Source organism: Paraburkholderia sp. MM5384-R2 (assembly GCF_014201025.1).
Taxonomy (GTDB): domain Bacteria; phylum Pseudomonadota; class Gammaproteobacteria; order Burkholderiales; family Burkholderiaceae; genus Paraburkholderia; species Paraburkholderia tuberum.
The window spans coordinates 722,188-748,192 of sequence record NZ_JACHDI010000001.1; the positions used below are offsets into that span (position 1 = coordinate 722,188).

General features: G+C 66.3%; 22 protein-coding genes. 10 read left to right on the plus strand and 12 right to left on the minus strand.

All coding sequences use genetic code 11. The features are described 5' to 3' along the window. Positions 1–224 precede the first annotated feature (224 nt). The 5 genes from glgC to HDG37_RS03385 all read left to right on the plus strand — a co-directional run bounded on the left by glgC (position 225) and on the right by HDG37_RS03385 (position 6,402). Positions 225–1,487: a glucose-1-phosphate adenylyltransferase gene (gene glgC / locus HDG37_RS03365; protein WP_184044251.1), complete on the plus strand. Its 1,263-nt coding sequence runs from the start codon at positions 225–227 to the stop codon at positions 1,485–1,487. A 131-nt stretch (positions 1,488–1,618) separates the two neighbouring features. Continuing rightward, positions 1,619–3,079 carry a glycogen synthase GlgA gene (glgA, locus tag HDG37_RS03370; RefSeq protein WP_184044253.1) on the plus strand — a complete coding sequence of 487 codons (1,461 nt, stop codon included), beginning with the start codon at positions 1,619–1,621 and terminating at the stop codon, positions 3,077–3,079. Between the two features lie 269 nt (positions 3,080–3,348). After that, a complete protein-coding gene (pdxY, locus tag HDG37_RS03375) occupies positions 3,349–4,215 on the plus strand; it encodes a pyridoxal kinase PdxY (protein ID WP_184044255.1) in 867 nt (288 codons plus the stop codon). 145 nt (positions 4,216–4,360) lie between these two features. Continuing rightward, positions 4,361–4,822 (plus strand): hypothetical protein, encoded by a 462-nt coding sequence (locus tag HDG37_RS03380; RefSeq protein WP_184044257.1) that lies wholly within the window; start codon positions 4,361–4,363, stop codon positions 4,820–4,822. Between the two features lie 428 nt (positions 4,823–5,250). Continuing rightward, positions 5,251–6,402 carry a branched-chain amino acid ABC transporter substrate-binding protein gene (locus tag HDG37_RS03385; protein WP_184044259.1) on the plus strand — a complete coding sequence of 384 codons (1,152 nt, stop codon included), beginning with the start codon at positions 5,251–5,253 and terminating at the stop codon, positions 6,400–6,402. 58 nt (positions 6,403–6,460) lie between these two features. On the opposite strand, the gene HDG37_RS03390 is transcribed toward HDG37_RS03385, so the two are convergent. Beyond that, on the minus strand, positions 6,461–8,389 hold the full coding sequence (locus HDG37_RS03390; protein ID WP_409259897.1) for a DUF3857 domain-containing transglutaminase family protein: 1,929 nt from the start codon (positions 8,387–8,389) through the stop codon (positions 6,461–6,463). 187 nt (positions 8,390–8,576) lie between these two features. Continuing rightward, complete coding sequence (locus tag HDG37_RS03395; protein ID WP_184044263.1) at positions 8,577–9,239, minus strand: hypothetical protein; 663 nt, start codon at positions 9,237–9,239, stop codon at positions 8,577–8,579. Between the two features lie 342 nt (positions 9,240–9,581). On the opposite strand from HDG37_RS03395, the gene HDG37_RS38995 reads away from it, so the two are divergent. Beyond that, positions 9,582–9,716: a hypothetical protein gene (locus HDG37_RS38995; RefSeq protein WP_260332722.1), complete on the plus strand. Its 135-nt coding sequence runs from the start codon at positions 9,582–9,584 to the stop codon at positions 9,714–9,716. 277 nt (positions 9,717–9,993) lie between these two features. On the opposite strand, the gene hutG is transcribed toward HDG37_RS38995, so the two are convergent. The 8 genes from hutG to HDG37_RS03435 all read right to left on the minus strand — a co-directional run bounded on the left by hutG (position 9,994) and on the right by HDG37_RS03435 (position 19,475). Further along, entirely contained in the window at positions 9,994–10,806 is an 813-nt protein-coding gene (hutG, locus tag HDG37_RS03400; protein WP_184044265.1) for an N-formylglutamate deformylase, read from the minus strand. 51 nt (positions 10,807–10,857) lie between these two features. Next, the gene (locus HDG37_RS03405; protein WP_184044267.1) at positions 10,858–12,243 is read right to left on the minus strand and encodes a formimidoylglutamate deiminase; all 1,386 of its coding nucleotides are present in this window, start codon (positions 12,241–12,243) and stop codon (positions 10,858–10,860) included. A gap of 15 nt (positions 12,244–12,258) precedes the next feature. After that, positions 12,259–13,488, minus strand: coding sequence for an imidazolonepropionase (hutI, locus tag HDG37_RS03410; RefSeq protein ID WP_184044270.1), 1,230 nt, complete (start codon positions 13,486–13,488; stop codon positions 12,259–12,261). Positions 13,489–13,572: 84 nt separating this feature from the next. Continuing rightward, positions 13,573–14,223 carry a HutD family protein gene (locus tag HDG37_RS03415; RefSeq protein ID WP_184044272.1) on the minus strand — a complete coding sequence of 217 codons (651 nt, stop codon included), beginning with the start codon at positions 14,221–14,223 and terminating at the stop codon, positions 13,573–13,575. A gap of 8 nt (positions 14,224–14,231) precedes the next feature. Further along, positions 14,232–15,920 carry a urocanate hydratase gene (gene hutU / locus HDG37_RS03420; protein ID WP_184044274.1) on the minus strand — a complete coding sequence of 563 codons (1,689 nt, stop codon included), beginning with the start codon at positions 15,918–15,920 and terminating at the stop codon, positions 14,232–14,234. 61 nt (positions 15,921–15,981) lie between these two features. Then, entirely contained in the window at positions 15,982–16,677 is a 696-nt protein-coding gene (hutC, locus tag HDG37_RS03425) for a histidine utilization repressor (RefSeq protein ID WP_184044276.1), read from the minus strand. 25 nt (positions 16,678–16,702) lie between these two features. Continuing rightward, positions 16,703–18,223 carry a histidine ammonia-lyase gene (hutH, locus tag HDG37_RS03430; RefSeq protein ID WP_090803955.1) on the minus strand — a complete coding sequence of 507 codons (1,521 nt, stop codon included), beginning with the start codon at positions 18,221–18,223 and terminating at the stop codon, positions 16,703–16,705. A 328-nt stretch (positions 18,224–18,551) separates the two neighbouring features. Continuing rightward, positions 18,552–19,475, minus strand: coding sequence for a LysR family transcriptional regulator (locus HDG37_RS03435; protein WP_184044278.1), 924 nt, complete (start codon positions 19,473–19,475; stop codon positions 18,552–18,554). Between the two features lie 158 nt (positions 19,476–19,633). On the opposite strand from HDG37_RS03435, the gene HDG37_RS03440 reads away from it, so the two are divergent. Then, positions 19,634–20,548, plus strand: a complete 915-nt coding sequence (locus HDG37_RS03440) for an NAD-dependent epimerase/dehydratase family protein (protein ID WP_184044281.1) — start codon at positions 19,634–19,636, stop codon at positions 20,546–20,548. A 130-nt stretch (positions 20,549–20,678) separates the two neighbouring features. Then, a complete protein-coding gene (locus HDG37_RS03445) occupies positions 20,679–20,861 on the plus strand; it encodes a hypothetical protein (protein ID WP_184044283.1) in 183 nt (60 codons plus the stop codon). Positions 20,862–20,961: 100 nt separating this feature from the next. On the opposite strand, the gene HDG37_RS03450 is transcribed toward HDG37_RS03445, so the two are convergent. Both HDG37_RS03450 and HDG37_RS03455 read right to left on the minus strand, forming a co-directional pair. Beyond that, positions 20,962–21,708 carry a thioredoxin family protein gene (locus HDG37_RS03450; RefSeq protein WP_184044286.1) on the minus strand — a complete coding sequence of 249 codons (747 nt, stop codon included), beginning with the start codon at positions 21,706–21,708 and terminating at the stop codon, positions 20,962–20,964. Positions 21,709–21,797: 89 nt separating this feature from the next. After that, entirely contained in the window at positions 21,798–23,192 is a 1,395-nt protein-coding gene (locus HDG37_RS03455) for an NCS2 family permease (protein WP_409259898.1), read from the minus strand. Between the two features lie 443 nt (positions 23,193–23,635). Here HDG37_RS03455 and HDG37_RS03460 point away from each other — a divergent pair, with 443 nt between their 5' ends. Next, positions 23,636–24,703 carry a PRC-barrel domain-containing protein gene (locus tag HDG37_RS03460; protein ID WP_260332723.1) on the plus strand — a complete coding sequence of 356 codons (1,068 nt, stop codon included), beginning with the start codon at positions 23,636–23,638 and terminating at the stop codon, positions 24,701–24,703. Beyond that, positions 24,700–25,953 (plus strand): MFS transporter, encoded by a 1,254-nt coding sequence (locus tag HDG37_RS03465; RefSeq protein WP_184044290.1) that lies wholly within the window; start codon positions 24,700–24,702, stop codon positions 25,951–25,953. Before HDG37_RS03460 ends, HDG37_RS03465 begins: the two co-directional genes overlap by 4 nt. Positions 25,954–26,005: the final 52 nt, after the last annotated feature.

Sequence of the window (26,005 nt, forward strand, 5' to 3'; positions counted from 1 at the left end):
GCAATAAACATTATTCGCTCGCGTCCAATCGGTGCTAGAACTGACTGACGGACCCGCGAAAACAGGCAGCGAAGAACGGCAATGCAGCACGACTGCCAGGCAGCCCGAATCATCAGCGCAGAGGAAGCGACCAGATCACCCCGGGGGTATATCAATCAAGCAACCATCTTGCATGCGGTCGGAGCGAGTGCTGAAGGGCTCACTCCGATCGACAGGAGACAAATATGAATACTCCGGCACGGCTGAACGACTTACAGCGCACTACCCTCGCGATCGTCCTCGCCGGCGGACGCGGTACGCGGCTCGGACCGCTCACGAACAAGCGCGTGAAGCCGGCGGTGCACTTCGGCGGCAAATACCGGATCATCGACTTCGCCCTGTCCAATTGCCTGAATTCCGGCATCCGCCGCATTGCGGTGGTCACGCAGTACAAGGCGCATTCGCTGCTGCGGCATCTGCAGCGCGGCTGGAGCTTCCTGCGCGGCGAGATGGGCGAGTTCATCGACCTGTGGCCCGCGCAGCAGCGCGTCGAAGGCGCGCACTGGTATCGCGGCACCGCCGACGCGGTGTTCCAGAACCTCGACATCATCCGCTCGATCCGCCCGAAGTACGTGGTCGTGCTCGCGGGCGACCACATCTACAAGATGGACTACACGCGCATGATCGCCGATCACGCGGACAGCGGCGCCGACTGCACGGTCGGCTGCATCGAGGTGCCGCGCATGGAAGCGGTCGCGTTCGGCGTGATGGCCGTTGACGAAAATCGCCGCGTGACCGGCTTCGTCGAAAAACCGGCCGACCCGCCTGCGATACCAGGGCGCCCCGACACGGCGCTCGCGAGCATGGGCATCTACGTGTTCAGCGCCGACTACCTGTACACGCAGCTCGAAGAGAACATCGCCGCGATCGATACCGATCACGACTTCGGCAAGGACATCCTGCCGCGCGTCGTCACGCAGGGCGTGGCGATCGCGCATCCGTTCAGCATGTCGTGCGTGTCGTCGGACCCGAGCGTCGAGCCGTACTGGCGCGACGTCGGCACGATCGACGCGTACTGGGCCGCGAACCTCGATCTCGCGTCGACGATACCGACGCTCGACCTGTACGACGAGTCATGGCCGATCTGGACATACCAGGAGCAGCTACCGCCCGCGAAGTTCGTACGCGACATGAAGGGGCTGCAGGGCTCCGGCAACAATCTGATCGTCTGCGGCGGCTGCGTGATCTCGGGCTCGCAGATTTCGCGCTCGGTGCTGTCATCGAACGTGAAAGTGAGTTCGTTCTGTAATATCAATGAGGCAGTGTTATTGCCGCAGGTCACGGTCGGCGCGAGTTGCCGCCTGCAGAAGGTCGTGATCGACCGTGGCTGCACGATTCCGGAAGGCACGGTGATCGGCGAAGACCCGGCGCGCGACGCCGAGCGCTTCTATCGCACCGACGAAGGCGTCGTGCTGGTCACCCAGGAGGCGTTGCGCGAGCATCCGTAGTAGCGCGCCCCGCCGCATGCCAGCGCCGGCGGCCACGCGCCGCCGGCCAGGCGTCGCCCGGCTTCGCCCGAACCACCGCTGACTATTTGCCGACCCCGAGCAACCCTGCCACCCCGACAGAGACCCGGCCTATGACGATTCGCGCCCTGCACGTCGCAAGCGAGCTGTATCCCCTCCTCAAGACGGGCGGTCTCGCCGACGTCGCGGGCGCGCTGCCGTCCGCGCTGATCGAGCGCGGCGCCGACGTGCGCGTGCTGCTGCCTGGCTTTCCGGCCGTGCTCGCCGGCCTGCGCGATCTGCAGCCGGTCGCGCAACTGGGCAGCCGCTTCGGCGCGCCGAACGTGACGCTCGAACGCGGCACGCTGCCCACCAACGGGCTCGCCGTCTACGTGATCCGCGCCGCGTCGCTGTACGATCGCCCCGGCAACCCGTATCTGAACGACCAACACGTGCCGTACGGCGACAACGCGCAGCGCTTCGCGCTGCTCGGCTGGGTCGCCGCGCAACTCGCGCAGCAAACGGACCCGACGTGGTCGCCGCAGATCGTCCACGCGCACGACTGGCACGCGGGGCTCGCGCCCGCCTACCTGAAGGCCGCCGAACGCGAGCACGGCCGCGCGCCCGCGCGCAGCGTGTTCACGATCCACAACCTCGCCTACCAGGGGATTTTTCCCGCGCATCAGTTCGGCCTGCTCGGCCTGCCGCACGATTTCTTCAACATGCACGGCGTCGAGTTTTATGGTCAGTTGTCGTTCCTGAAGGCGGGGCTCTACTACGCCGAGCGCATCACGACCGTCAGCCCGACCTATGCGCGCGAAATCCAGACGCTCGCGCACGGCGGCGGGCTCGATGCACTGCTGCGCCATCGTGCGCACGATCTGAGCGGCATCCTGAACGGCGTCGACTACACGGTGTGGAATCCCGCCACCGATACGCTGCTCGCGACGCACTACAGCGCGTCGAGGCTGGCGGGCAAGCTCGCCTGCAAGGAAGCGCTGCAAAAGCGCTTCGGCCTCGCGCAGAGAAGCGACGCGCTGCTGTTCGGCGTCGTCAGCCGGCTGACCGAGCAGAAGGGCCTCGATCTGCTGCTCGGCGCGGTGCCCGAGATCGTCAAGCGCGGCGGGCAACTGGTCGTGTTCGGCACCGGCGATCCGGCGCTCGAGAATGGCCTCAGGATGGTCGCGCAGGCGCATCCGGAATCGGTCGCGGTCGAGCTCGGCTTCGACGAAACCCTCGCGCATACGATCATCGCCGGCAGCGACGTGGTCGCGGTGCCGTCGCGCTTCGAGCCGTGCGGGCTCACGCAGCTCTATGCGCTCGCCTACGGGTCGCTGCCGCTCGTGCACTGCATCGGCGGTCTCGCGGATACGGTCGCCGACGCATCGCTCGAAAACCTCGCCGACGATTTCGCCACCGGCTTCGTGTTCGAACGCTTCGATCCGAAGGGACTCGCCTCGGCGATCCGCCGCGCGTTCGCGCTGTACGGACGCCGCACCGAATGGAAGGCCACGCAGCGGCGCGCGATGCGCCAGGACTTCGGCTGGGGCGCGTCGGCCGACCGCTATCTGGCCTTGTATCGCGAGCTCGTCTGAAGCATCCGCCGCACGCTGAACTGTCAGGTTTCGTTAATCTTCACGCGCGTTTGATGGTTCGGCGCAACAGCACGGGGACGGATCAACTCGCGGCTGTCAAACTCCTGTATCGTTTGCTGGCCTGCCGGCTATGCAGTTCGTGGGTTTTTCCTGCACCATCTGTATCAGGCATGTCTGCGCGCACGGCGCCCGGGCCTTCGGCCCGCCCGCGCGAGCCTCCCCTTCCAGTGTTTTGTTGACCGCGCATGACCGGTTGCGCGAGCCTTACCATGACGAAAAACGTTCTGAGCATCCAGTCCCATGTCGTGTTCGGTCACGCCGGCAACAGCGCGGCCGTGTTTCCGATGTGCCGGCTCGGCGTCAACGTGTGGCCGCTCAACACCGTGCAGCTCTCGAATCACACGCAATACGGGCATTGGAGCGGCAGCGCGATCGACGCATCGCAGATGGAAGATCTCGTCGACAGCATCGGCGCGATCGGCATGCTGCCGCGCTGCGACGCGGTGCTGTCCGGCTATCTCGGCACGACGGAACAGGCGCAGTCGGTGATCGAAATCGTCAAGGCGGTGAAGGCCGCCAATCCGCGCGCCTGGTACTTCTGCGATCCGGTGATGAGCGCCGCGGGCGGCTACAAGGTCGAGCCGGGCATCCAGGAATTCCTCGTGCGCGAGATGCCGGAGGTCGCCGACGGGATCGCGCCGAATCACATCGAATTGCAGCGCCTCGTCGGTCGCGAGATCGAGACGTTCGAGGAAGCCGTCACCGCGTGCCGCGAGCTGCTCGCGCGTGGGCCGAAGCTCGTGCTCGTCAAGCATCTGCTCGATCGCAACAGCCCCGCCGACCGCTTCAACATGCTCGTCGTCACCGAACGCGAAGCGTGGATGGGACAGCGTCCGCTCTATCCGTTCGCGCGCCAGCCGGTCGGCGTCGGCGATCTGACGAGCGCGGTCTTCGTCGCGCGCACGCTGCTCGGCGATTCGATCCGCTCGGCCTTCGAGCACACGCTCGCCGCGGTCAACGCGGTCGTCAAGGCGACCTGGCAGGCCGGACGCTATGAACTCGAACTGGTGGCGATGCAAAATGAAATCGCCCAGCCGCGCGAGTGGTTCGATGCGTGGGTCGCGGAAACGGCTTAGATGACTTAGGCACGTCGCTCGTTGCCGAGCGCCCTCGCCAGCACCCTGCTGGCGGCCGTCCTATAATGCGTGCCGCGTGGACCAGGGCTTGCGCCCTCGCGCCACGGCATTTTCAGCATTCGGCATTCAGCAGACGAGGCATTCGATGGACGGTCATATCCGCAGCGAGCGGGAAGAATTTTTTGAGCAGTTGTGCATCAGCGTCGACGCGGACGAAGCGCACGAACAGGAAGCGATCGAGTTCTTCGAGAACCAGTTCGACCAGCCCGACTTCGATCCCGCGCAATGGCTCGATATCGCGCTCTACTACTCGGCCGCCGTCGCGCGCGGCATCGTCGACATGGTGACGCCCGACGACAAGGCACGCAGCAACATCGCCGAAATCATCGCCGACAATCTCGACATCTCGTACGGCGAGGACGATTGCCAGCAGTTCGCCGAGACGATCGAATTCGCGCTGAACAACGGCGTGCCGGTCGATCTCGACGTGGTGCTCGACGGCTGCCAGCGCGCGATCGACGATCTCGACACGTGGGCCGACGAAGACACGAAGGCGCCGCTTTTGCGTCTGCGTGAAGAGCTGCTGCGCCAGCAAGGCGAGCGCTAGGCAAAAGGCTCGAATCTCCTTCGACAACGCAACAACGCAACAACGCAACACCGGCCGGCGCGCTCGCGCCGGCTTCTTAAGCATATGCCGTAATCCGCAGCCCAGGCGGACCTTCGCACGGCAAGCCAGCTTGCATGCCTCACGCACGCTCCATGTGCACCACATGCACCTGTTGCCGCCTATGCCGAAATGCTCATCCAAAACGCCACGAATTGCCAAGACGACGGCAATTTGGCTTTCTATATTCGCCCCAGATTGACGTCGCGAACACGCTGCGAGGCTCAACGCCAGTGCGCGCATTCCAGCATTGTGAGCGGCGAGCGATCCTTCGTAGTCTTGCGATGCGCGAGGGCTTGCCTCGGCCTCACGTGTCGTACCGCATTGCTGTCGTACCGCTTTCATAACTACCGTCGATGCAAGGAGAGACCATGAGTCTTCGCAACACGCTGAAACCGCTGGCCATGCTCGTGGGTGCGATGTTTGCCGTCGCGCCTGTTGCCAGTTTCGCCGACGACCTGCCGGTCAAGATCGGTTTTGCCGCACCGCTGACGGGCGCCAATGCCGGCTACGGCAAGGATCTGGAAAACGGTGTGCGGCTCGCGATCGACGAAGCCAACGCGCAGAAGATCAAGATCGGCGACAAGGTCGCGCATTTCGAGATCGTCTCGCAGGACGACCAGGCCGACCCGCGCGTCGGCGTTCAGGCCGCGCAGAAGCTGGTCGACTCGGGCGTCGCGGTGGTCGTCGGCCACTTCAACTCGGGCACGACGATCCCGGCCTCGCAGGTCTACGAGCAGGCTGGCATTCCGGTGCTCGATCCCGCCGCGACGAATCCGATCATTACGGGCCGCGGCTTCGCGAACACCTTCATGGTGATTTCGACCGACGCGCAAAACGCCGGCAACGCGGGCGCCTATGCCGTCGAGGTGACGAAGGCCAGGCGCATCGCGATCATCGACGATCGCACCGCGTTCGGCCAGGGCGAAGCCGACGAGTTCGAGAAGGCCGTGAAGGCGCACGGCGGCAACATCGTCGCGCGCGACTACACCGACAACCACGCGGTCGACTTCAGCACGCAGATCACCAGGTTCAAGGGCGCCAATGCGGACCTCGTGTTCTTCGCCGGCCTCGACAGCCAGGCGGCGGGCTTCGCGCGGCGCATGAAGCAGCTCGGCCTGAACGCACAGCTGGTCGGCGGCGGCGGCGTGATGGACGAGGACTTCATCAAGCTCGCGGGCGATGCGTCCGACGGCGCGATGGCCTGGGAATACGGCCGCCCGCTCGCGCAACTGCCGGGTGGCAAGGACTTCAACGCGAAGTTCAAGAAGCGCTTCGGCGCGGACGTGCTGTCCTATGCGCCGTTCGGCTACGACGGCGCGTGGGTCGCGATCAAGGCAATGCAGCAGGCCAAATCCGACTCGCCGAACGTGTACCGTCCAGCGCTCAAGTCGATCGACTACGACGGCGTGACCGGCAAGATCTCGTTCGACAGCACCGGCGCGTTGAAGAGCGGCGCGTCGACGCTGTATCAGGTGAAGAACGGCGCGTGGGTGCCGGTCGTGACCAAGAGCGGCACCTAAGCTCCACGTCCGGTAGATCGTCGCGGCCCTGCCCGGCGCGCGGCCGGCGCGGGGCGCGCTACTGCCACGCGCTCGCCGCCCGGACGACCACCTCGGCATCGAGATCGCGCTCGATGCGCACGAGGGCGTCGCGAATCGCCGCGAATTCGTTTGGCGTACACATCTGATGGCCGAACGCGGCGCGCAGATGCCGGTTGACCTGCAACGTGCGCGTCGCCGGATCGAAGACGTAGTGCGACGCAAACGTGAGCAACGGGTTCTCGACCGTGCTGTCGGTCGGCAGGTCCGTCACGCGCACGAAGCGCGGCAAGCTCATTTCCAGCGTTTCATCGAACTCCCCGCCGATGCACGCCCACGGTTGCGTTCTGACGGGCTCCGCGAGCCACGCCTCGACCTGCGAGCCCATGCCGCCGGCGAGGCTCGTGAGCGCCCGCACAGCAGTCGTGCCGTCCGGCCAGATCAGATGCGGCACGCTGCCCTGCATCGACGTCGCGAACGGACCGCCGGTCACGGCGACGTCGTCGGTCTGCAATTGCGCGGAGCCGTGCAAGCCCGCTTGCAGCAGACGCCTGGCGGCAAGCTGCTGCGCGCCCTGGCGCGTCGCGCGGCGGAACGTGTTGCGTTCGAGCTCCGCGGTATAGCCCTGATCCTCGACGCGGTACGCATAATGTGCGGTGCCGTTTTCGTCGATGTCGATCTGCACGCGCGCCTTGCGTTCGCGCCGTTGAGTGGCCGGCGTGCGCGCGAGCACGCCGTCGTCGACGAGCAGCACCGGTCGGTCCATGACGCCGCCAGGCAGATAGCCGAACGCGGTGCCGCCCGCCGTCGTGTCCGCGAATTGCGCCAGCTCGGGAATCCAGATGATCGCGTGATTGATCGCGCTCGCGCCGTAGCCGGAGACCTCGGGCAACGTGTAGTACGGACCGAGATTGAGCAGCACCGGCTCGCTGCGAATGCCGGCGGCCGCGAGCAGCGCGCCGTATAGCGCGACGTGGTCCTTGCAGTCGCCATAGCGGTTGCGCAGGATATCGGCCGCCTTGTGCGGAATCGCCGCCGTCTCGCCGAGAAAAAGCGCGACGTAGCGGATGTTCAGACGCATCCAGTCGTACAGCGCGCGGGCTTTGTCGCGGGGATCGGTAAGGCCGGCCGTCAGTTGCTGTGCGAGACCGATGATCGCGGGATCGTCGCGGGTCGCGTCGTTCTCGGCGGGACCGCGATAGCGCGCGGCGAAGCTCGCGAAGTCCGGCACCGTCGACACCATCAGCCGGTCGCCCCAGTTCGCGTAGCCGACCGCGCCCGCTTCGAGCCGCGCATAGGGGCCGTGCCGGTAGTCGAACTCGTAGCGCGTGCGGCCGTTCGCGGTGACGGGCGGCATCGCGACGTAGCCGCGCGCATCCGCATAGAGCGGCACGTCGGCGGGAAGGTCGAAGATCAGACGCTGCTCGTCGACGGGCTGGAGCGACGGCTCGACCAGATAGGCGAAGGTGCCCGCTTGCAGCGGCTTCGCGCGGGTCTTGCGAAATTCCAGGTGCACGCGCGAGCCGATCGTGACGCCGGGGAAGATCACGGTGCGCAACACACCGTCCTCGAAGCTCGGCGCGCCGGACGAGCGCGGCTCCTGCACGTCGCGGATCGCCTCGGGACCGACCGCATGCGCGGTGCCGTCGGGGTCGATCGTTTCGGCGGCCAACTGTTGCACCTGCTCGATGTCCTTGTTGAACCACACGTAGCGTTGCGCGATCTCGTCGACGCCGCTGGCCGTGTCCGCGCGCATCAGCGTGTCGTCGTGTTCCTCGATGGAACCGTCTTTCTGGATCACGAACAAATGGACGTCGCGCTCGATCGTCGCAGGGGCACGTTCGTTGATGGAGGTGGCGATTTCGCCGGCTGCCGCACAAAGGGACAAGACGATGCCGCTCGCGGCGGATAGCGCGGCAAGCAACGCCGCGGCGCGCACGCCGCGCACGCGGCACGCGAGCCCGATCATCGCGATCGACGTGTGCGCCAACGTGACGACGACGTTCCCCAAGATCCACCTCGGACAGGTTCGTGTCGTCGTTGTAGCACATCGCCGACCCGTGCGTTTCGGGCCGGGGTCGGCGTTGCCGCGTCGAGCTCGAGCGGCATTGGAGTCACCGGCGCACCCGCGACGCAGCGGCCGCCGTCGATCGTCTTCACTCGCCGTCGTCGAGCTGGCTCAGCAGCGCCTGCAGTTTTTCCACGTGCCGCAGCAGCATGTGCCGGTGCTTGTCGATCTGTTCAAGCCGGCCCTCCAGGTCGGCTTGAATGCGGTCGTCGAGTTCGGCCGCGGCCATCACGTCCTCGACCTTCGCGCGCATCGACGCAAGCTCCACCGGCGCGTGCAGCAGATGCCGCTCGAAGCGCCGCACTTCCTGCGTCGCGAGATCGCGCACCTTGCGAAAATGCGCGTGACGGCGGTGCGCTTCGACATCGAGCGTTTCTTCCTCGATGCGTCGCGCGGGCGGCGGCTGCCCAAAAATCGGCTCGGGCCGCAACACCGTCTTCTTGCGCACCGGATGCGCGGTGCCCCGAAAGCGCGCGAGCGGCTGCTCGTTGTCGATTGCCTCGCGCGCATTCGGCGGGATCTCGTGACCGGTGTGCGGCACGTTCATCCAGCCGCCCGGCAAACCGGTGACGGCCTCGACGCCGCGCACGAATTCCTCGCTGAATTCGCGTTGCCCGGACAGCATCAGCTTCAGGTAGCTCGCGGAAAACGTCATCATGCGCGCGAGCCGGCTCGCGGCGCCGACCTCGCTGGTCAGCAACACCAGGTTCGCGCGCCAGACTGGCAGCAGCAATTCGTCGGAATCTTCCATCGCTGGGTCTTCCATCTTTTCGCCTGATGAATCGATGACCGCGTCGCGCATGTCATCGTTTTGAAAGGGTAGTCGTCTCGCGGTGTCGTGTGCAATGCCGCTATGCCGCTTTGCGTGCGGTGGGGCCCAGATGCCGAAGGTACACATTTGACACGGTACGCACCGGCCAATTCAGCGCAAAGCGCGTTAAAACAGGGCTTACGACACATCGCGTGTTGCATTGACACACGTATTCGCGCGCCGGTCCTATCCGCGGCCGCTTGATGTGGCATGCTTACACGCCGATGCGGCACGCGTCGTGCTGCATGGCTTGCTCCACAACACTGACTTAAGGGTTTTGTAATGAAGAAAATCGTTCTCGCCGTCGCCGCAGCCGTCGCCACCCTGAGCGCAATCGTCCCCGCTCAGGCCAATGAGCATCAGCACGAGTGCCATAAGGTGCGCGTGCATCATCATTGGGAAAAGCGCTGCCACTAATGGCGGTGAAACCGTGTCGATGGATGCGGTGCACATCAAAAAGCCCCGCTTTCGCGGGGCTTTTTTTCATGGCGCGCCGCGTCTTGAAACAGCCGGCGCACGATACGCTGTGCGCGCTCGACGCTCAAACCATTCCATATGAACGCGCCCGCACGCAATCACGGACACATGCTGTTACACCTTCGCGATACGCTGACCGATGCAGGCCGACGCAGACCACGATGCCGCGCGCTCCTGCAGCAATCGTGATCCGCGTGGTGAGAAAGGAATACAAGCTTCAGGCTGATTTCACGCGAGCGAGAGCCGCCGTTACCAGCGCTTCGAGCAGCGGCGCGACCTTCGCGGCGAGGTCTTCATCGTATGCATAAGGCAGGCGTTCTTCCATGTACGTGATCTGCGACAGCTCGAGTTGCACCGCATGCACGCCCTGCTCGGGCTGCCCGTATTGCCGCGTGATATAGCCCCCCTTGAAGCGGCCATTGGCGATCGCCGTATAGCCGCCGTGACGCCCGACCAGCGCGGCGAGTTCGTCAGCCAGGCCCGGCGCGGCGCTCGCACCGTTCGACGTGCCGAAGTTGAAATCCGGCAGACGTCCGTCGAAAAAACGCGGCACGCGCGAGCGGATCGAATGCGCTTCCCACAGCAGCACCTTGCCGTGCTTCGCCTTCAGCGCCGCGAGTTCGCCGGTCAGCGCGTCGTGATACGGCTTCCAGTACGCGTCGCGACGGCGCGCGATTTCGGCGTCGTCGGGCAGATGGCCGTCGCGATAGAGCGGCTCCCTGTCGAACGTATCGACCGGCAGCAGACCCGTAGTGTCCTGCCCCGGGTACAGGTTCGCGCCGTCGGGCGGACGGTTCAGGTCGACCACGTAGCGCGCGTAGGTCGGCGTCAGGATCGACGCGCCGAGGCGCTTCGCGAATGCGTACAGGCGATCGAGATGCCAGTCGCAATCGTCGGTGCGTTGCGCGACCGGTGTCATCGTCACGGCGATGTCGGCGGGGATTTGGGTGCCCAGATGCGGGATCGAGATCAGCAGCGGCAGGCTTCCCTGATGCAGCGAGAAAACCGGCGTGAGGTTCGAAGCAGTCATGTCAGTCCGGAATCAGTGGGATCGGAGAATCAGTTCGGCGGGTCATGGCCGTTATTTGAGCAGTTCCGCGAGCGCCGCGCGATAGCGCGCATAGGCGCCCTCTTCGTCGCGATGCCGGCGATCGTCGACGACCTTGACGCCGCCCGCGTAGACGTCGCGGATCGGCGTATCGCCATGCTCGCAGAATACGACGCCTGACAGCCACGCCTCGCGCTCATGCCCGGCGATGCTCGTATGGTCGGCGTCGAGCACGAGCCAGTCCGCGCGACGGCCCGGCTGCAACGCGCCGACTGCGCGGCCGGTCGCACGCGCGCCGCCGTCGAGCGCGGCCGCGTACAGACGATCCGCGACATGCGGAGCTTGCGCCGACGCCAGCACGTTGCGCTGCCGGCGCGTCAGACGCTGGCCGTATTCGAGCAGACGCAACTCGGCGCGCCAATCGACGCCGACATGGCTATCCGAGCCGACGCCGATGCGGCCGTGCGCGTCGAGATAGTCTTGCGCGGGAAAAATGCCGTCGCCGAGATTGGCCTCGGTGGTCAGGCACAAACCCGCGACCGCGCCGCTCTTCGCGAGCGCGAGCGTTTCGTTCGCATCGACGTGGGTCGCGTGCACGAGACACCAGCGGCTGTCCACATCGAAACGATCGAGCAGCCATTGCACCGGCCGCGTGCCTTCGGTTTCGAGGCACGCGTCGACCTCGGCGGTCTGTTCGGCGATATGGATGTGGACCGGCACGCTTGCGTCGATGCCGCCGAGCAACGTGCGCAGCGACGCCTCCGATACCGCGCGCAGCGAATGCGGCGCCACGCCGTAACGCAGCGCCGCATGTTCGGGGCGCGCGGCGCGTAGCGTGCCGAGCAGATCGAGCAGGCTCTCAGGTGTATTGATGAAGCGCCGCTGATCGTCGCGCGGCGCGCGCGCGCCGAAGCCGCTGTACTGATACAGCACCGGCAGCATCGTGATGCCGATACCGCTCGCCGATGCCGCGTCCACCACGCGTTGCGCAAGCTCGGCCTGATTCGCGTAGCGCTGGCCGTCCTGCGCGTGGTGCACGTAGTGGAACTCGCACACCGACGTATAGCCCGCCTTCAGCATCTCGATGTAGAGCCACTGCGCGACGCTCGCGAGGCCTTCCGGCGTGATGCGCGCGGCAAAGCGATACATCAGGTGGCGCCACGACCAGAAGTTATCCGTCGCATTGGCGCGATATTCGGTGAGCCCCGCCATCGCGCGCTGAAACGCGTGCGAGTGAAGATTCGGCATGCTTGGCATCAGCGGGCCCGCCGCCTTCGGCACACCCGCCGGCGCCTCGGGTCGATCCGTCGTGACCGCGGTCAGCGTGCCGTGAGCGTCCCATTCGAGCAGCACGTTGCGGCGCCAGCCCTCAGGCAGATACGCGTCAGCGGCGAACAGCGATTGATTGGATTGCGTCATCTCTCAGGTTCTAGTTCAGGTCACACGCGACTCGCGCCGCGTATAAACGGTTTCGCCCGCGCGCACGACGCGCGCGCAGAGCGGCCGGCCAATCCAGTAAGCGAGCTCCGCCAGCGAATCGACCGACCACACCGCGAAGTCGGCCGCGCGACCGACCTGCAGCGCACCGTGCCGATCGCTCTTGCCGAGCGCGCGCGCAGCGTGCGTGGTGACACCTTGCAGCACCTCGGGCACGGTCATGCGAAACAGCGTGCTCGCCATGTTCATCATCAGCAGTAACGAAGTCGCCGGTGAGGTGCCCGGGTTGCTGTCGGTCGAGATCGCGATCGGCACCTCGTAGCGCCGCAGCAGTTCGAGCGGCGGCAACTGGGTCTCGCGGATGAAGTAGTACGCGCCCGGCAGCAGCACCGCGACGGTGCCCGCTTCCTTCATCGCGGCGACGCCGGCTTCGTCGAGAAACTCCAGGTGATCCGCCGACAGCGCGCGATGCCGTGCCGCGAGCGCGGTGCCGCCGCCGTTCGACAACTGCTCGGCGTGCATCTTGACCGGCAGCTCGTAGCGCGCGGCCGCGTTGAACACGCGCTCGCTCTGTTGCAGCGAAAAACCGATGCGCTCGCAGAACACGTCGACCGCATCGACGAGGCCTTCGTCCGCGAGCGCGGGCAGCATCGTGTTGCAGACTTCGTCGATATACGCGTCCGCTCGGCCCGCGAATTCAGGCGGCAACGCGTGCGCGCCGAGAAACGTCGTATAGACCGTGACCGGATAGCGCTCGCCGAGTTGCCGCGCGACGCGCAGCATCTTGCGCTCGCTCGCGAGATCGAGGCCGTAGCCCGATTTGATTTCGATCGCCGTCACGCCTTCGGCGAGCAACGGTTCGAGCCGCGCGGCCGCTTGCGTGAACAGCGACGCTTCGTCCGCGGCGCGCGTCGCGCGCACCGTCGACACGATGCCGCCGCCCTGTCGCGCGATTGCTTCGTAGCTGACGCCCGCGAGCCGCTGCGCGAATTCGTCGGCGCGCTGGCCGCCGTACACGAGGTGCGTATGGCAATCGATCAGGCCCGGCGTCACCCATGCGCCGCGCAGATCTTCGCGCGGCCATGCGGCATAGGGCGTGGGTAAATCGGCGAAAGCGCCGAGCCACGCGATACGGCCGCCGTCGACCGCAATCGCGGCATCGGCGAGCGTGTGGCGAGGATCGCCCTGCGGGCACAAATTCAGGTGATGCCAGACGGTTTGCTTCATCGCGTGCTCTTTGCCGCTCGTTGCGTGTCTGTGGATGGGTTGTCCGCGATGGAGCGCATGTGAGGCCCTATCGCGGTTGATTCGTCATCGCGTGTAGCGGATCGTGATCGCGAGCACCGCGCCGTCGCCCGTCAGCGTACAAGCGAGCGCGTTCGGCCCGTCGACGCGCAGCGTGTCGCCGGTGTCGAGCCGCACGGCTTGCGCGTGGTCCGCCGCCAGTCCGACCGTGATCGCGCCGCCCGCGCAAAACAGCAGCGCCACGTCGCCGTCGAGCACGCGCGGCGCATCCTGCCGCGTGCCAGTGCGCCACACGTCCAACTCGCCCTGCGCCACGGCGCGCCGCACCATCAGGTTGAAGTCGCGCGTCGCGCCGTCGACGAGCCGCGCATCGATGCGCGTCGCGCCATCGAAGCGCGCGATGTCGAGCGGCTGCCGCAACACATGCGTCGAGGCGACGCCCGCGTCGCCCAGCTCATCGAGCAGCATGCCCGCGCCAGACAGCAACACCAGCGTCCGGTCGACGCCGTCGAAGCGCGAGAACGGTCCCGCCTGCGCAACCTCGGCGACGCTCACGCGCCACACGAAGTCGGCGCTCGCCGCACCCTGCCCGCCGCCTGGCGACGGAAACGCCGCGACCTCACGCGTGAGCCCGCCGCCGTTTTTCCACGGCGCCGCCACGAGGTCGGCGCCGCGAATCAGCGTGACGCCTGCCATGCCGCCCGCGTGGTTGGCCATGGTCACGATCAGCGGCCCAGCATCGGCAGATTGAGACCGGCCTCGCGCGCCGTCTGCTGCGCGAGTTCATAGCCCGCATCCGCGTGACGCATCACGCCGGTGGCCGGATCGTTCAACAGCACGCGGCCGAGGCGCTGGTGCGCGGCTTGCGTGCCGTCCGCGACGATCACGACGCCCGCGTGCTGCGAGAAGCCCATGCCGACGCCGCCGCCGTGATGCAACGACACCCACGACGCACCGCCCGCCGTGTTCAGCAGCGCGTTCAGCAACGGCCAGTCGCTGACCGCGTCCGAGCCGTCCTTCATCGATTCGGTTTCGCGGTTCGGGCTCGCGACCGAACCGGTATCGAGGTGATCGCGGCCGATCACGATCGGCGCCTTCAGCTCGCCGTTCCTGACCATTTCGTTGAACGCCTGGCCGAGACGATAGCGATCCTTCACGCCGACCCAGCAGATCCGCGCCGGCAGACCCTGGAACGCGATGCGCTCGCGCGCCATGTCGAGCCAGTTGTGCAGATGCGGATCGTCGGGGATCAGTTCCTTCACCTTCGCATCGGTCTTGTAGATGTCCTCGGGATCGCCCGACAGCGCGACCCAGCGGAATGGGCCCTTGCCTTCGCAGAACAGCGGCCGGATATACGCCGGCACGAAGCCCGGGAAATCGAACGCGTTTTCCACGCCCATTTCGAGCGCCATCTGGCGAATGTTGTTGCCGTAGTCGAGCGTTGCCGCGCCGCGTTCCTGCAGCGTCAGCATCGCCTGCACCTGCGCGGCCATCGACTGCTTGGCCGGCGTGACGATGCTTTCCGGCGCGGTCTTCATGCGCTCGCGCCAGTCTCCGACCGTCCAGCCCTGCGGCAGGTAGCCGTGAATCGGATCGTGCGCGCTCGTCTGGTCGGTCACGCAGTCCGGCGTGATGCCGCGCGCGACGCACTCGGCGAACACGTCGGCGGCATTGCCGAGCAGGCCAACCGAGATCGGCTTGCCCGCGCGCTTCGCTTCGTCGAGCATCGCGAGCGCCTCGTCGAGCGTCTTCGCCTTCTTGTCGACGTAGCGCGTCTTCAGACGGAAGTCGATGCGCGTCTCGTCGCATTCGACCGCGATCATCGAGAAGCCCGCCATCGTCGCCGCGAGCGGCTGCGCGCCGCCCATGCCGCCGAGACCGCCGGTCAGAATCCAGCGGCCCTTCGGGTCACCGTTGAAGTGCTGGTTCGCGACCGCGAAGAAGGTCTCGTAGGTGCCCTGGACGATGCCCTGGCTGCCGATGTAGATCCAGCTGCCCGCGGTCATCTGGCCGTACATCATCAGGCCCTTGCGGTCGAGTTCGTGAAAGTGTTCCCACGTCGCCCAGTGCGGCACAAGGTTCGAGTTCGCGAGCAGCACGCGCGGCGCGTCCGCATGGGTGCGGAACACGCCGACCGGCTTGCCCGACTGAATCAGCAGCGTTTCGTCTTCGTTCAGGTCCTTCAGCGACGCGAGGATCTGATCGAAGCAATCCCAGTTGCGCGCGGCGCGGCCAATGCCGCCGTACACGACGAGCGCGTGCGGGTGCTCGGCGACTTCGGGGTCCAGATTATTCTGGATCATCCGGTACGCGGCTTCCGCGATCCAGGTCTTGCAGGTCTTTTCCGCGCCGCGCGGTGCGCGGATCGTGCGAGTCGGATCGAGACGCGGATCGATGTGTTTCGGATTGTTCATGGTGTCCCTAATCATGCGTGAAGAGGTTCGATAAAGATTCGGCGAAGACGAAAAAGCGAATTCAGAAATGCCCAGTGAAGCGGTAACGGGTGCCCGGATGCCACAGATTCGCGATCGAGGCGACCTCGCCTTGCGACCACGTGCGCCGGTGCAGCACGAGACACGGCTCGCGTTCACTCATGTTCAACAGCTCGCGCGTGATCTCGTCGGCGGCGAGCGCCTCGATGCGGTACTCGACGCGCTGCAGCGGCGCGACGCGCACGAGGTACTGGTTGGGCGTGGTGTTCGTGAAGTCCTGCCGCGCGTATTCGGGTGCGACGGCCGGATTGACCCAGCGTTCCTCGAGCTGCACCGGCTCGTCGTTTTCGAAATGCAGCAGGCGCGAATGAAACACGGGGCTGCCCGCGCTCACCTGCATCTCTTCGGCGAGCGCCGCATCGGCAATGCTGGCGCCGATGTTCAGCACCCTCGCCTGATAGCGATGACCGCGCGCAACGATTTCATCGGAGATGCTGCGGATCGCCACCAGGGTCGACTCATACTTGGGACGGGCCACGAAAGTGCCCGAGCCTTGTACACGTGTCAGCACCTGCTCCGAGGTCAACTCGCGCAACGCGCGGTTGACCGTCATGCGCGCGACGCTGAATTCGCGCGCAAGCTCGTTTTCGGAGGGCACCTGGTCGCCTTCGGCCCACTCGCCCGCATGAATGCGCGCGAGGATGAAGTCCTTGATGCCCTGATAAGCGGGTGCGTTCATCGGCGTGATCCGCGCTCTCGACGACTCATTGTTCCGACGCGAACGAGAACGGGCTCAGCTTCGCGACCGCGCCGGCCTGCACGAGCTTCGTGACCGCCGCGATGTCCGGCGCGAAGTAGTGATCGAGCTCGTAGTGCGCGACGTCCTTGCGCACGAGGTCCATCACCTTCTGCAGGCTCGGGCTGGTCTTGTGCGGCGCGCGCAGATCGACGCCCTGGGCGGCGGCGAGCAGTTCGATCGACAGGATGTTCGCGGTGTTGTCGGCAATATCGCCGAGCTTGCGCGCGGCGAACGTCGCCATCGACACGTGGTCTTCCTGGTTCGCGGACGTAGGCAGCGAATCGACCGAAGCCGGATGCGCGAGCGTCTTGTTTTCCGAGGCGAGCGCGGCGGCCGTCACGTGCGCAATCATGAAGCCGGAGTTCACGCCGCCATCCTTGACGAGGAACGGCGGCAGGCCCGACAGCGTCGCGTCGATCAGCAGCGCGATGCGGCGTTCGGCGAGCGCGCCGATTTCCGCCACGGCGAGCGCCAGGTTGTCGGCCGCGAACGCGACCGGCTCGGCGTGGAAGTTGCCGCCCGACAGCACTTCGCCGGTGTCCGGGAAAATCAGCGGATTGTCGGAGACCGCGTTCGCTTCCATCAGCAGCGTTTCGGCGGCATTGCGCATCTGATCGAGACACGCGCCCATCACCTGCGGCTGGCAGCGCAGGCTGTACGGGTCCTGCACCTTGTCGCAATCGGCGTGCGACACGTTGATCGCCGAGCCTTGCAGCAGCGAGCGATAAGCCGCGGCCGCGTCGATCTGGCCTCGATGGCCGCGCAGTTCGTGGATGCGCGCGTCGAACGGCTTGACCGAGCCCATCGCCGCATCGACCGATAGCGCGCCGGCGACGAGCGCCGTGCGGTACAGGTCTTCGATCGCGAACATGTTGTACAGCGCGAGCGCGGTCGAAGCCTGGGTGCCGTTCAGCAGCGCGAGACCCTCCTTCGCCTGCAGCGTCAGCGGCTTCAGACCGACGAGCGCGAGGCCTTCGGTGGCCGGCATGCGCTCGCCCTTCGCGAACACTTCGCCGACGCCGAGCAGGGTCGCCGACATATGCGCGAGCGGCGCGAGGTCGCCCGACGCGCCGACCGAGCCCTTGACCGGGATCACCGGCAGCACGTCGGCGTTGAACAGCGCGATCAGCGCCTCCATCACTTCGCGGCGGATGCCCGAGTGGCCGCGGCCGAGGCTCGACAGCTTCAGCGCGATCAACAGACGCACGACCGGGCGCGACATCGGCTCGCCGACGCCGACCGCGTGCGACAGCACCAGATTGCGTTGCAGCAGTTCGAGCTGATCGCGCGGAATGTGCGTGCTGGCGAGGCGGCCGAAGCCGGTATTGATGCCATAAGCCGGCTCGCCCCTGGCGGTGATGTCGGCGACGGCCTGCGCGCACGCGTCGATGGCGGCATGGCTCGCGGGATCGAGTTGCAGGGTGACCTGCTCACGGGCGATCTGGCGCAGTTGCGGGAGGCTCAGGTAGCCGGGCTTCAGAATCATGGTTGTCGTCCTGTCTATACAAGTTCAAATAAGTCTAGCCGGCGGGTCTTGTATATACAACTTGTTTTTCGAGATTTCGTGCCTGGGGATTTCCATTATTTGGCACGTGGCTCGGCGGGAGCGCGGCGGGTTTGGCGGCAGGTCGCAGGCGGCGGGTCCTGGACGCATGGGTCGGCGTGACCGCCGTGATTTAGCCCACAGTTGTATATACACCTTCGCGGCGCGGGTCGCCATCTGGCCAAAATTGGCGAGCTCTCGCTGGCGGGAAGCCGGACACGCCGGCTCCGCCGATATCTGGGTTATAGGACAGAAGGCGCTGCGACGCGGATCAGAGCTTGACCCGCGCCGCGATGAAATCCAGAAAGCACTGCACGCGCCCCGCGAGCGATGCGCTCTGGTAGTACACCGCATGCACCGGCTGCCGTTCATCGACGAGCAGGTTGCCGAGAATCGGCACGAGGCGGTTTTCGCGCACATCGCCGGCGGTCATGAAGTCGGCCAGACAGGCGACGCCCCACCCGGACAGCGCCAGTTGCCGCAAGGTTTCGCCGCTCGATGCGGTGATCGACGGTGCGATCTTCAGCAGCGCGGCTTCGTCGCGCTGCCCCTTGGCGCGCTTCGTTCCCCTGCCCCCTTCCCGCAACGGCCAGCGATTCAAATGCTCCGGCGCCGTAAAGCCGATCAGCCGATGCGCGTGCAGCGCGTCGAGCGTGGTCGGCTCGCCGTGCTCGGCCAGATACGCCGGGCTCGCGAGCACGCGCAGCCTGCTCTCGCCGAGCGCGCGCGCATGCAGCGTCGAATCCTGCAGCGCGCCGATGCGAATCGCGATGTCGACCTTCTGTTCGAGCAGATCGACGATCCGCTCGTTGCTGGTCAATTCGAGCCGGATCTCCGGATACAGCGCCGAAAACGCGGTCATATGCGGCGCCACGCAATGCAGCATGAACGGCGACGCCGCATCGACGCGCAAGCGCCCCGACGGCCGTTGCCGCCCGCGCGCGACTGACTCCTCGGCCTCTTCGAGCGCGTCGAGGATCGCGCGGGCGCGCCGCAGGAACGCGTCGCCTTCCTCGGTCAGATGCAGACGCCGCGTCGTGCGCCGCACGAGCGCGGTGTCGAGCTTCTGCTCGAGGCGCGTGAGCGCGCGGCTCACGCCGGAGACGGTCTGCCCCAGCTTCTCGGCCGCCGCGGTAATCGAGCCGCTGTCGATCACGGTGACGAACACCAGCAATTCGTCGGTGGAGGTTTTCATTGTTGATTTCAGATCAAGATTGATTTGAGACTAACACGCTTTTTGCGAGAATCCGCGCGAGCGATACTGCGTGCCTGTCGATCGGAGTTGGCGCTTTAGCGCTTACTCCGATCCCATGCAAGAGATTGCGGTCTTGGCATTTCCCTCAGGAGAACGTCTTGAAGATTTTCGTTACTGGCGCAAGCGGTTTTATCGGCGGCTCGATCGCGACGCATCTGGCGCGCGCCGGCCATCAGGTGCGCGGGCTGATTCGCCAACCCGAACACAGCGGCGGGTTGCAGCGGCTCGGCATCGAGCCCGTGCCCGGCACGCTCGACGACCGCGCGTTGCTGATCGCCGAAGCGCAAGCGGCCGACGCGGTGATCAACGCCGCGAGCAGCGATCACGAAGGCGCGGTACGCGCGCTGATCGACGGACTCGCCGGTTCGGGCAAGGTGTTCCTGCACACCAGCGGGTCGAGCATCGTCGGCGATGCGTCGGGCGGCGAAGCGGGTGAAGCACGCATCTATCACGAAGACGCGCTGCCCACCCCGACCGCCGACAAGGCCGCGCGCGTCGCGATCGATCAACTGGTGCTCGACGCCGCGCAACGCAACGTGCGCTCGGCCGTGCTGTGCAACACGCTGATTTACGGTCACGGCGCGGTGGCCGGCAGCGCTAGCGTGCAGTTGCCGCGACTCGTGCGCCAAGCGCAGAAAAGCGGCGTGGTGCGTCATGTGGGCAGCGGCGGCAACGTCTGGTCGAACGTGCATATCGACGACGTCGCCGAGCTGTATCGCCTCGCACTCGATAAAACCCCTGCCGGCACGTTCTATTTCGTCGAAAGCGGCGAAGCATCGTTCCGCGACATGAGCGCCGCGATCGCACGCGCGATGAAGCTCGGCGCGCCGCAGGACTGGCCGCTCGAAGACGCGAAACAGGAATGGGGCTACGAAATGGCCTCGTACGGTCTTGGCTCGAACAGCCGCGTGCGCGGCGAACGCGCGCGCAAACTGCTCGGCTGGCAACCGCGGCGCACGTCGGTGACCGAATGGATCGAACGCGACATGATGGGGCCGCAAAGCACCGTTTGACGCGGCTTTGCGCGCCGCGCACCGTAAGCTGTGTAAGCGCGGCCGTTGCGAATCCGTAAGCTCCTTTCGATAAAATCGCGGGCACCTGACGGTGCGATTCCACCGTCGCACACACGCCCCGATTCGACCGATGAGCTTCGCGCTGAACTTCGACTGGCTGACCAACCTGATGGCGATTCTGTTCGTCGTCGCGTGTCTGTACGACACGCGCTACGACGAATACGGCGTGCTGACGCTCGCGGCCGCGGCGATGAGCCTCGTCGTGATGGCGATGGAAATGTTCGTCAGACCCGCCTTCGAGATGGCGCTGTAGCGAGCTGATGCAGCGCTCGTGCAGCACAGAGGCGCCGCGCCAGCTAGCGCGGCGCGCGCCCCTCGCCCCCTTCGCCGACCCGCTTCACCGCTTCACCGCTTCACACCGTGTACGATCCGCACGCCGGGCAAGCCGCGCGCGCGTGGTCGTCGTAGCGGTCGTGATGCCTGACCCAGTCGGTCAGACTACTGTTCTCGTTGCGGCCTTTCGGCGCGATGTCCAGAAGCGCGTAGGTGTTCACGAAGCGCTCGTCGCCGCGTGCGTAGCATGAGTACGTGTGATACACGTCGCCGTTTGCGTCCTTGTAGAACACGCTGTGGCCGTGCTGTTCGTCAATGCCGACGTCCTGCTCGGCGAAGTTGTAGAACGCCTTTTTACTCGCCACCTGCTCCGGCGTGAACGACACGTGGTAGTCGAAATTGAAATCGCTGCCGCTCGACGACACCCACGGAAAAGTCCACCCCATGCGCCGCTTGAACGCGTCGATCTTCTCGAGCGGCGCGTGCGATACCGTCACATAGCTGACGTCGTGATGGACCAGATGCGTGAGAATGCCGCTCATATGGTCCGACAGAAACGAGCAGCCGACGCACCCCTCTTCCCAGTCCTGGCCCAGCATGAAGTGATAAACGATCAGCTGGCTGCGGCCGTCGAACAGCTCCGCGAGCGTCTTGCGGCCTTCCGGCGTATCGAACGTATAAACCTTGTCGACCTTGACCCACGGCAATTCGCGGCGCTTGCGCGCGAGTTCGTCGCCGGCGCGCATATGCGCTTTTTCGTCGGCGAGCAGCGCGCGGCTCGCGGCGAGCCACTCTTCCCGGCTGCCGATGCGATGTTGCGGTTCCATCTGCGTCTCCTTTCCTGCGGATGCAGGGCTTGACCTCAAGGTTAAGGTTTAGAGACGCTGACGCGAAAGTCAAGGAGCCGCAACGAAACTCAGATGGCCCAGCCGCCGACATAAAACCCGACCAGCACGACTGCGATCGCCACGGTCCCGACATTGAGCTTGCGATACTCGCCGCTGACGACGCGCCCGATCACGAGCGTCGCGAAGCCGAGCATGATGCCGGTCACGATGTTCGCGGTCAGCACGATGAACACCGCGCACACGAGCCCCGCCATCGCGTCGACCATGTCGTCCATATGCAGCTTGCTGACGTTCGACAGCATCAGCAGCCCCACGTACATCAGCGCGGGCGCGGTCGCATACGAAGGCACCAGCGCGGCGAGCGGCGAGAAGAACATCACGACGAGAAACAGCAGACCGACGACCGCCGCCGCCATCCCCGTCTTCGCGCCCGCCGCGACGCCGACCGTCGACTCGATATACGCGGCCGCCGGCGCGCCGCCGAGCAGGCCCGAGAAGATCGAGCTCAGCGAATCGGCGGTCAGCGCGCGGCCGCCGTTGATGATGCGGCCGTTTTCGTCGAGCTGCCCCGCCTGGCCCGCGACCGCGCGGATCGTGCCGGTCGCGTCGAACACGGCGGTCATCACGAGCGCGAGCACGCTCGGCAGCACCGCCATCGACAGCGCGCCCTTCACGTCCATCGCGCCGATCAGCGACGCATGCCCCGGCGCGCTCAACGACGGCACCGCGAAGATGCCGTGAAACGCCACGGCCGGATCGATCGCGAGCCCGATCGCCGAGATCGCGACGATCACGATCAGGATCGAGCCCGGCACGCGCCGCCGCACGAGCCCGAAGATCGCGCCGAGTCCGGCGACCGACATCAGCGCCGGCAACGCCGCAATATTGCCGAGCGACACCGGCAGCCCCGCGCCCGGATTCTTGACCACGAGCCCGACATCGTTCGCGGCGATCAGCAGCAGGAACAGGCCGATGCCGATCCCGGTGCCGTGCGCGATGCCGACAGGCAGGTTGCGCAATATCCACGAGCGCACGCCGGTCACCGAAATCGTCGTGAACACGACGCCCATCAGGAACACCGCGCCGAGCGCAACGGTTGGATGCAGCCCCTTGCCGAGCACGAGGCCGAACGCGGTGAACGCGGTCAGCGAGATCGCGCAGCCGATCGCGATCGGCAGACGCGCCCACACACCCATCAGCAGCGAGCCGAACGCCGTGGTCAGACACACGGCGACGAACACCGCGCTGGTATCGAAGCCCGCCTTGCCGAACATGCCCGGCACGACGAACACGGAATAGACCATCGCGAGGAAGGTCGTGATGCCCGCGACGATCTCCTGGCGCTGCGTGCTGCCGCGCGCGGAAATGTCGAAGTAGCGGTCGAGAAAGCCCTTACCGCGGAATGATTCGGTGTCGAAGGATTCGCTCGCGACGTCGGAATTCGCGAGGGCCTGGGGTTCCATCATGATGAGTGCCTCCTTTATCAGCGCGCTGAAACGGCCGCTAAAGCGGCCGTCATCAGGTTCGTCTCGTGGATTGGTTGGTGTGGGTAACGCTTTTCTGAGTCGAAATGTAGGTGAAGCGAACTATGTGTCCAATCGCATGAATGGCATGCCGGACATGTCGCGCGACTTATAACTTTTGCGCGACGGTCGCTCGCGCGAGCGCTGCGCGCGTATACACCTACGGCATACGGGCAGCCGCGAAACGCACGAACCCACCCCGGCGATCGCGTTCCAGGCACGCGGCGTGCAACGCTATACCGCCAGCGCATCGGCGAAACCGCCTGCAACGCAACCGGCGAGAGGCTGCCCGCGCGGCAGCGCAGGTTAAACTCTGGGCCGTACCCCATCCAACCGCGGCGGCTCATCGCGCCCGTCCGCACCTGCCCGTGGAGTTTTTCCTGATGACTGGCGGTTTTCCGCGCCCCGCCGGGCGCCTGCCGATTGTCCCGTTTGGACCGCTTGGATCGCTTGGCCCGCTCGATTCGCCTGATTCGCTCGATGTGCTTCGACTGTTCCGCTGGCTGTGCACCGTGGCCGCGCTGTTCGCGCTCGCCGCGCTGTCCGGCTGCAGCAGCCTGCTGTGGGGTACGCAGCAGGCGCCGATCGTCGATGCGACGGTGATGCCGGTCGAGCCGGCAAGCGCGCCGGTCGCCGCGTCCGCGCCCGAGCCGGTCGAGAGCGAGGCGAACGAGGGGCCCGAGGTGCCGAAGAAACCGAAGAAGCCGGTCGTGAAGCCGCACAAGGTCGAACCGCCGCCGCCCGTTGTCGTGCCGGCTCCGCCGCCGCCCCCGCCGCCGCCGCCGCTGATCGTGCTGCGCACGATCGAGCGCAGCGACGCGCGCGCGCTGCTCGACAGCCAGGTGCAGAAGCCCGACGGCAAGGTGGTCGGCCGCGCGGTCGACATGATCGCGGACGCAGCCGGCAAGCCGCGCGAGATGGTCGTCAATCTGCAGGGCTTCCTCGGCGTCGGCGACCGCAAGGTGAACTTCCCGTGGGGCGCGTTCCACTTCACGCCGACCGCGAAGGGGGCGCCGATCACGCTGAACCCGACGGCCGTGCCGAGCACCGCGAACAAATCGAACCCGCTGGAACTGCCGCTGCTCGATGCGACCGTCGAGCGCGCGAACGGCGCCAAGGTGGGCCGTGTGGTCGACGTGCTGATCGACGGCAACGCGCAGCCGCAGGCGATCGTCCTCGACGTCGGCGGCATGGTCAGCCCCGACCGGCGCACGATCGCCGCGAACTGGTCGGCGCTGCGCTTCGTCACGCGCGACAAGGAACTGCATCCGCAGATCGATCTGAGCGACGCGCAGATCAACGCGACGCCGCTCTACGCGAGCGACAAGCCGATTCGCGCGGTGTCGCCGGCGCCGCCCGCGCAGCCTGCCGCCAGCGCCGCCCCGGCGGCCTCGGCGCCGCCGGCCGCGTCGTCGGCCGTCGCGGTTTCCAACGCACGGGCGGTCCGATGACGGTCCGTACTATGGTCACGGCGCGAAGTCTGCGCGCTCTCGATTGGCTCAACTTCTTCGTCGCCAACGTGCAGACGGGCTTCGGGCCGTTCATCGCGTCCTACCTCGCATCGCACAAGTGGACCCAGGGCGAGATCGGCATGGTGCTGTCGGTCGGCACGATCAGCGCGATGGTCAGCCAGGTGCCCGGCGGCGCCGCGGTCGACGCGTTGCGCAACAAGAAAGCGGCGGCCGCGTGGGCGATCGGCGCGATCATCCTCAGCGCGATGCTGCTCGCGATCAGCCCGACCGTGCTGCCGGTGATCGCCGCCGAGGTGTTCCACGGCTTCGCGAGCTGCATGCTGACGCCGGCGCTCGCGGCGATCTCGTTCGCGCTGGTGGGTCGCGCGAATCTCGGCGACCGGCTCGGCCGCAATGCGCGCTGGGCATCGATCGGCAGCGCGGTCGCGGCTGGTCTGATGGGACTGTTCGGCGAGTACTACTCGCCGCGCGCGGTGTTCGTCCTGACCGCGGGCCTCGCGGTTCCCGCGCTGATCGCGCTCGCGATGATCCAGCGCACCGACACGATCGAGCTGCCGCAAGCGGCGCCCACCCCCGAGCAGCTCGAGCGGCGCGAAAGCCTGCGCGAGCTGCTGCGCGACAAGCGCATGCTGCTGTTCGCCGCCTGCATCGTGCTGTTCCACCTGTCGAACGCGGCGATGCTGAACCTGGCCGCCGGCGAAGTGACGGCCGGCATGGGAGACAACGTGCAGCTCGTGATCGCGGCATGCATCATCGTGCCGCAGGCGATCGTCGCGATGATGTCGCCGTGGGTCGGGCGCTCGGCCGAACGCTGGGGCCGCCGGCCGATTCTGCTGCTCGGCTTCTCCGCGTTGCCGATCCGCGCGCTGCTGTTCGCGGGCATCAGCAGCCCCTATCTGCTCGTGCCGGTGCAGATGCTCGACGGCTTGAGCGCCGCGGTGTTCGGCGTGATGCTGCCGCTGATCGCCGCCGACGTCGCCGGCGGCAAGGGCCGCTACAACCTGTGTATCGGCCTGTTCGGGCTCGCGGCCGGCATCGGCGCGACGTTGAGCACGACGGCGGCGGGCTTCGTCGCCGATCATTTCGGCAACACGGTGAGCTTCTTCTGCCTCGCGGCGGCCGGTGCGCTCGCGGTGCTGCTGGTGTGGGCGGCGATGCCCGAGACGCGCGACGCGGCGACGGCCAGCGACGGCGACGGCGACGGCGCGGCTGTGCCCGGTCGCGGATAGTCGGCGGCGAGGTGAGTCGCGCGAGCTGTATCAGCCGGGGCGTGATCTGATG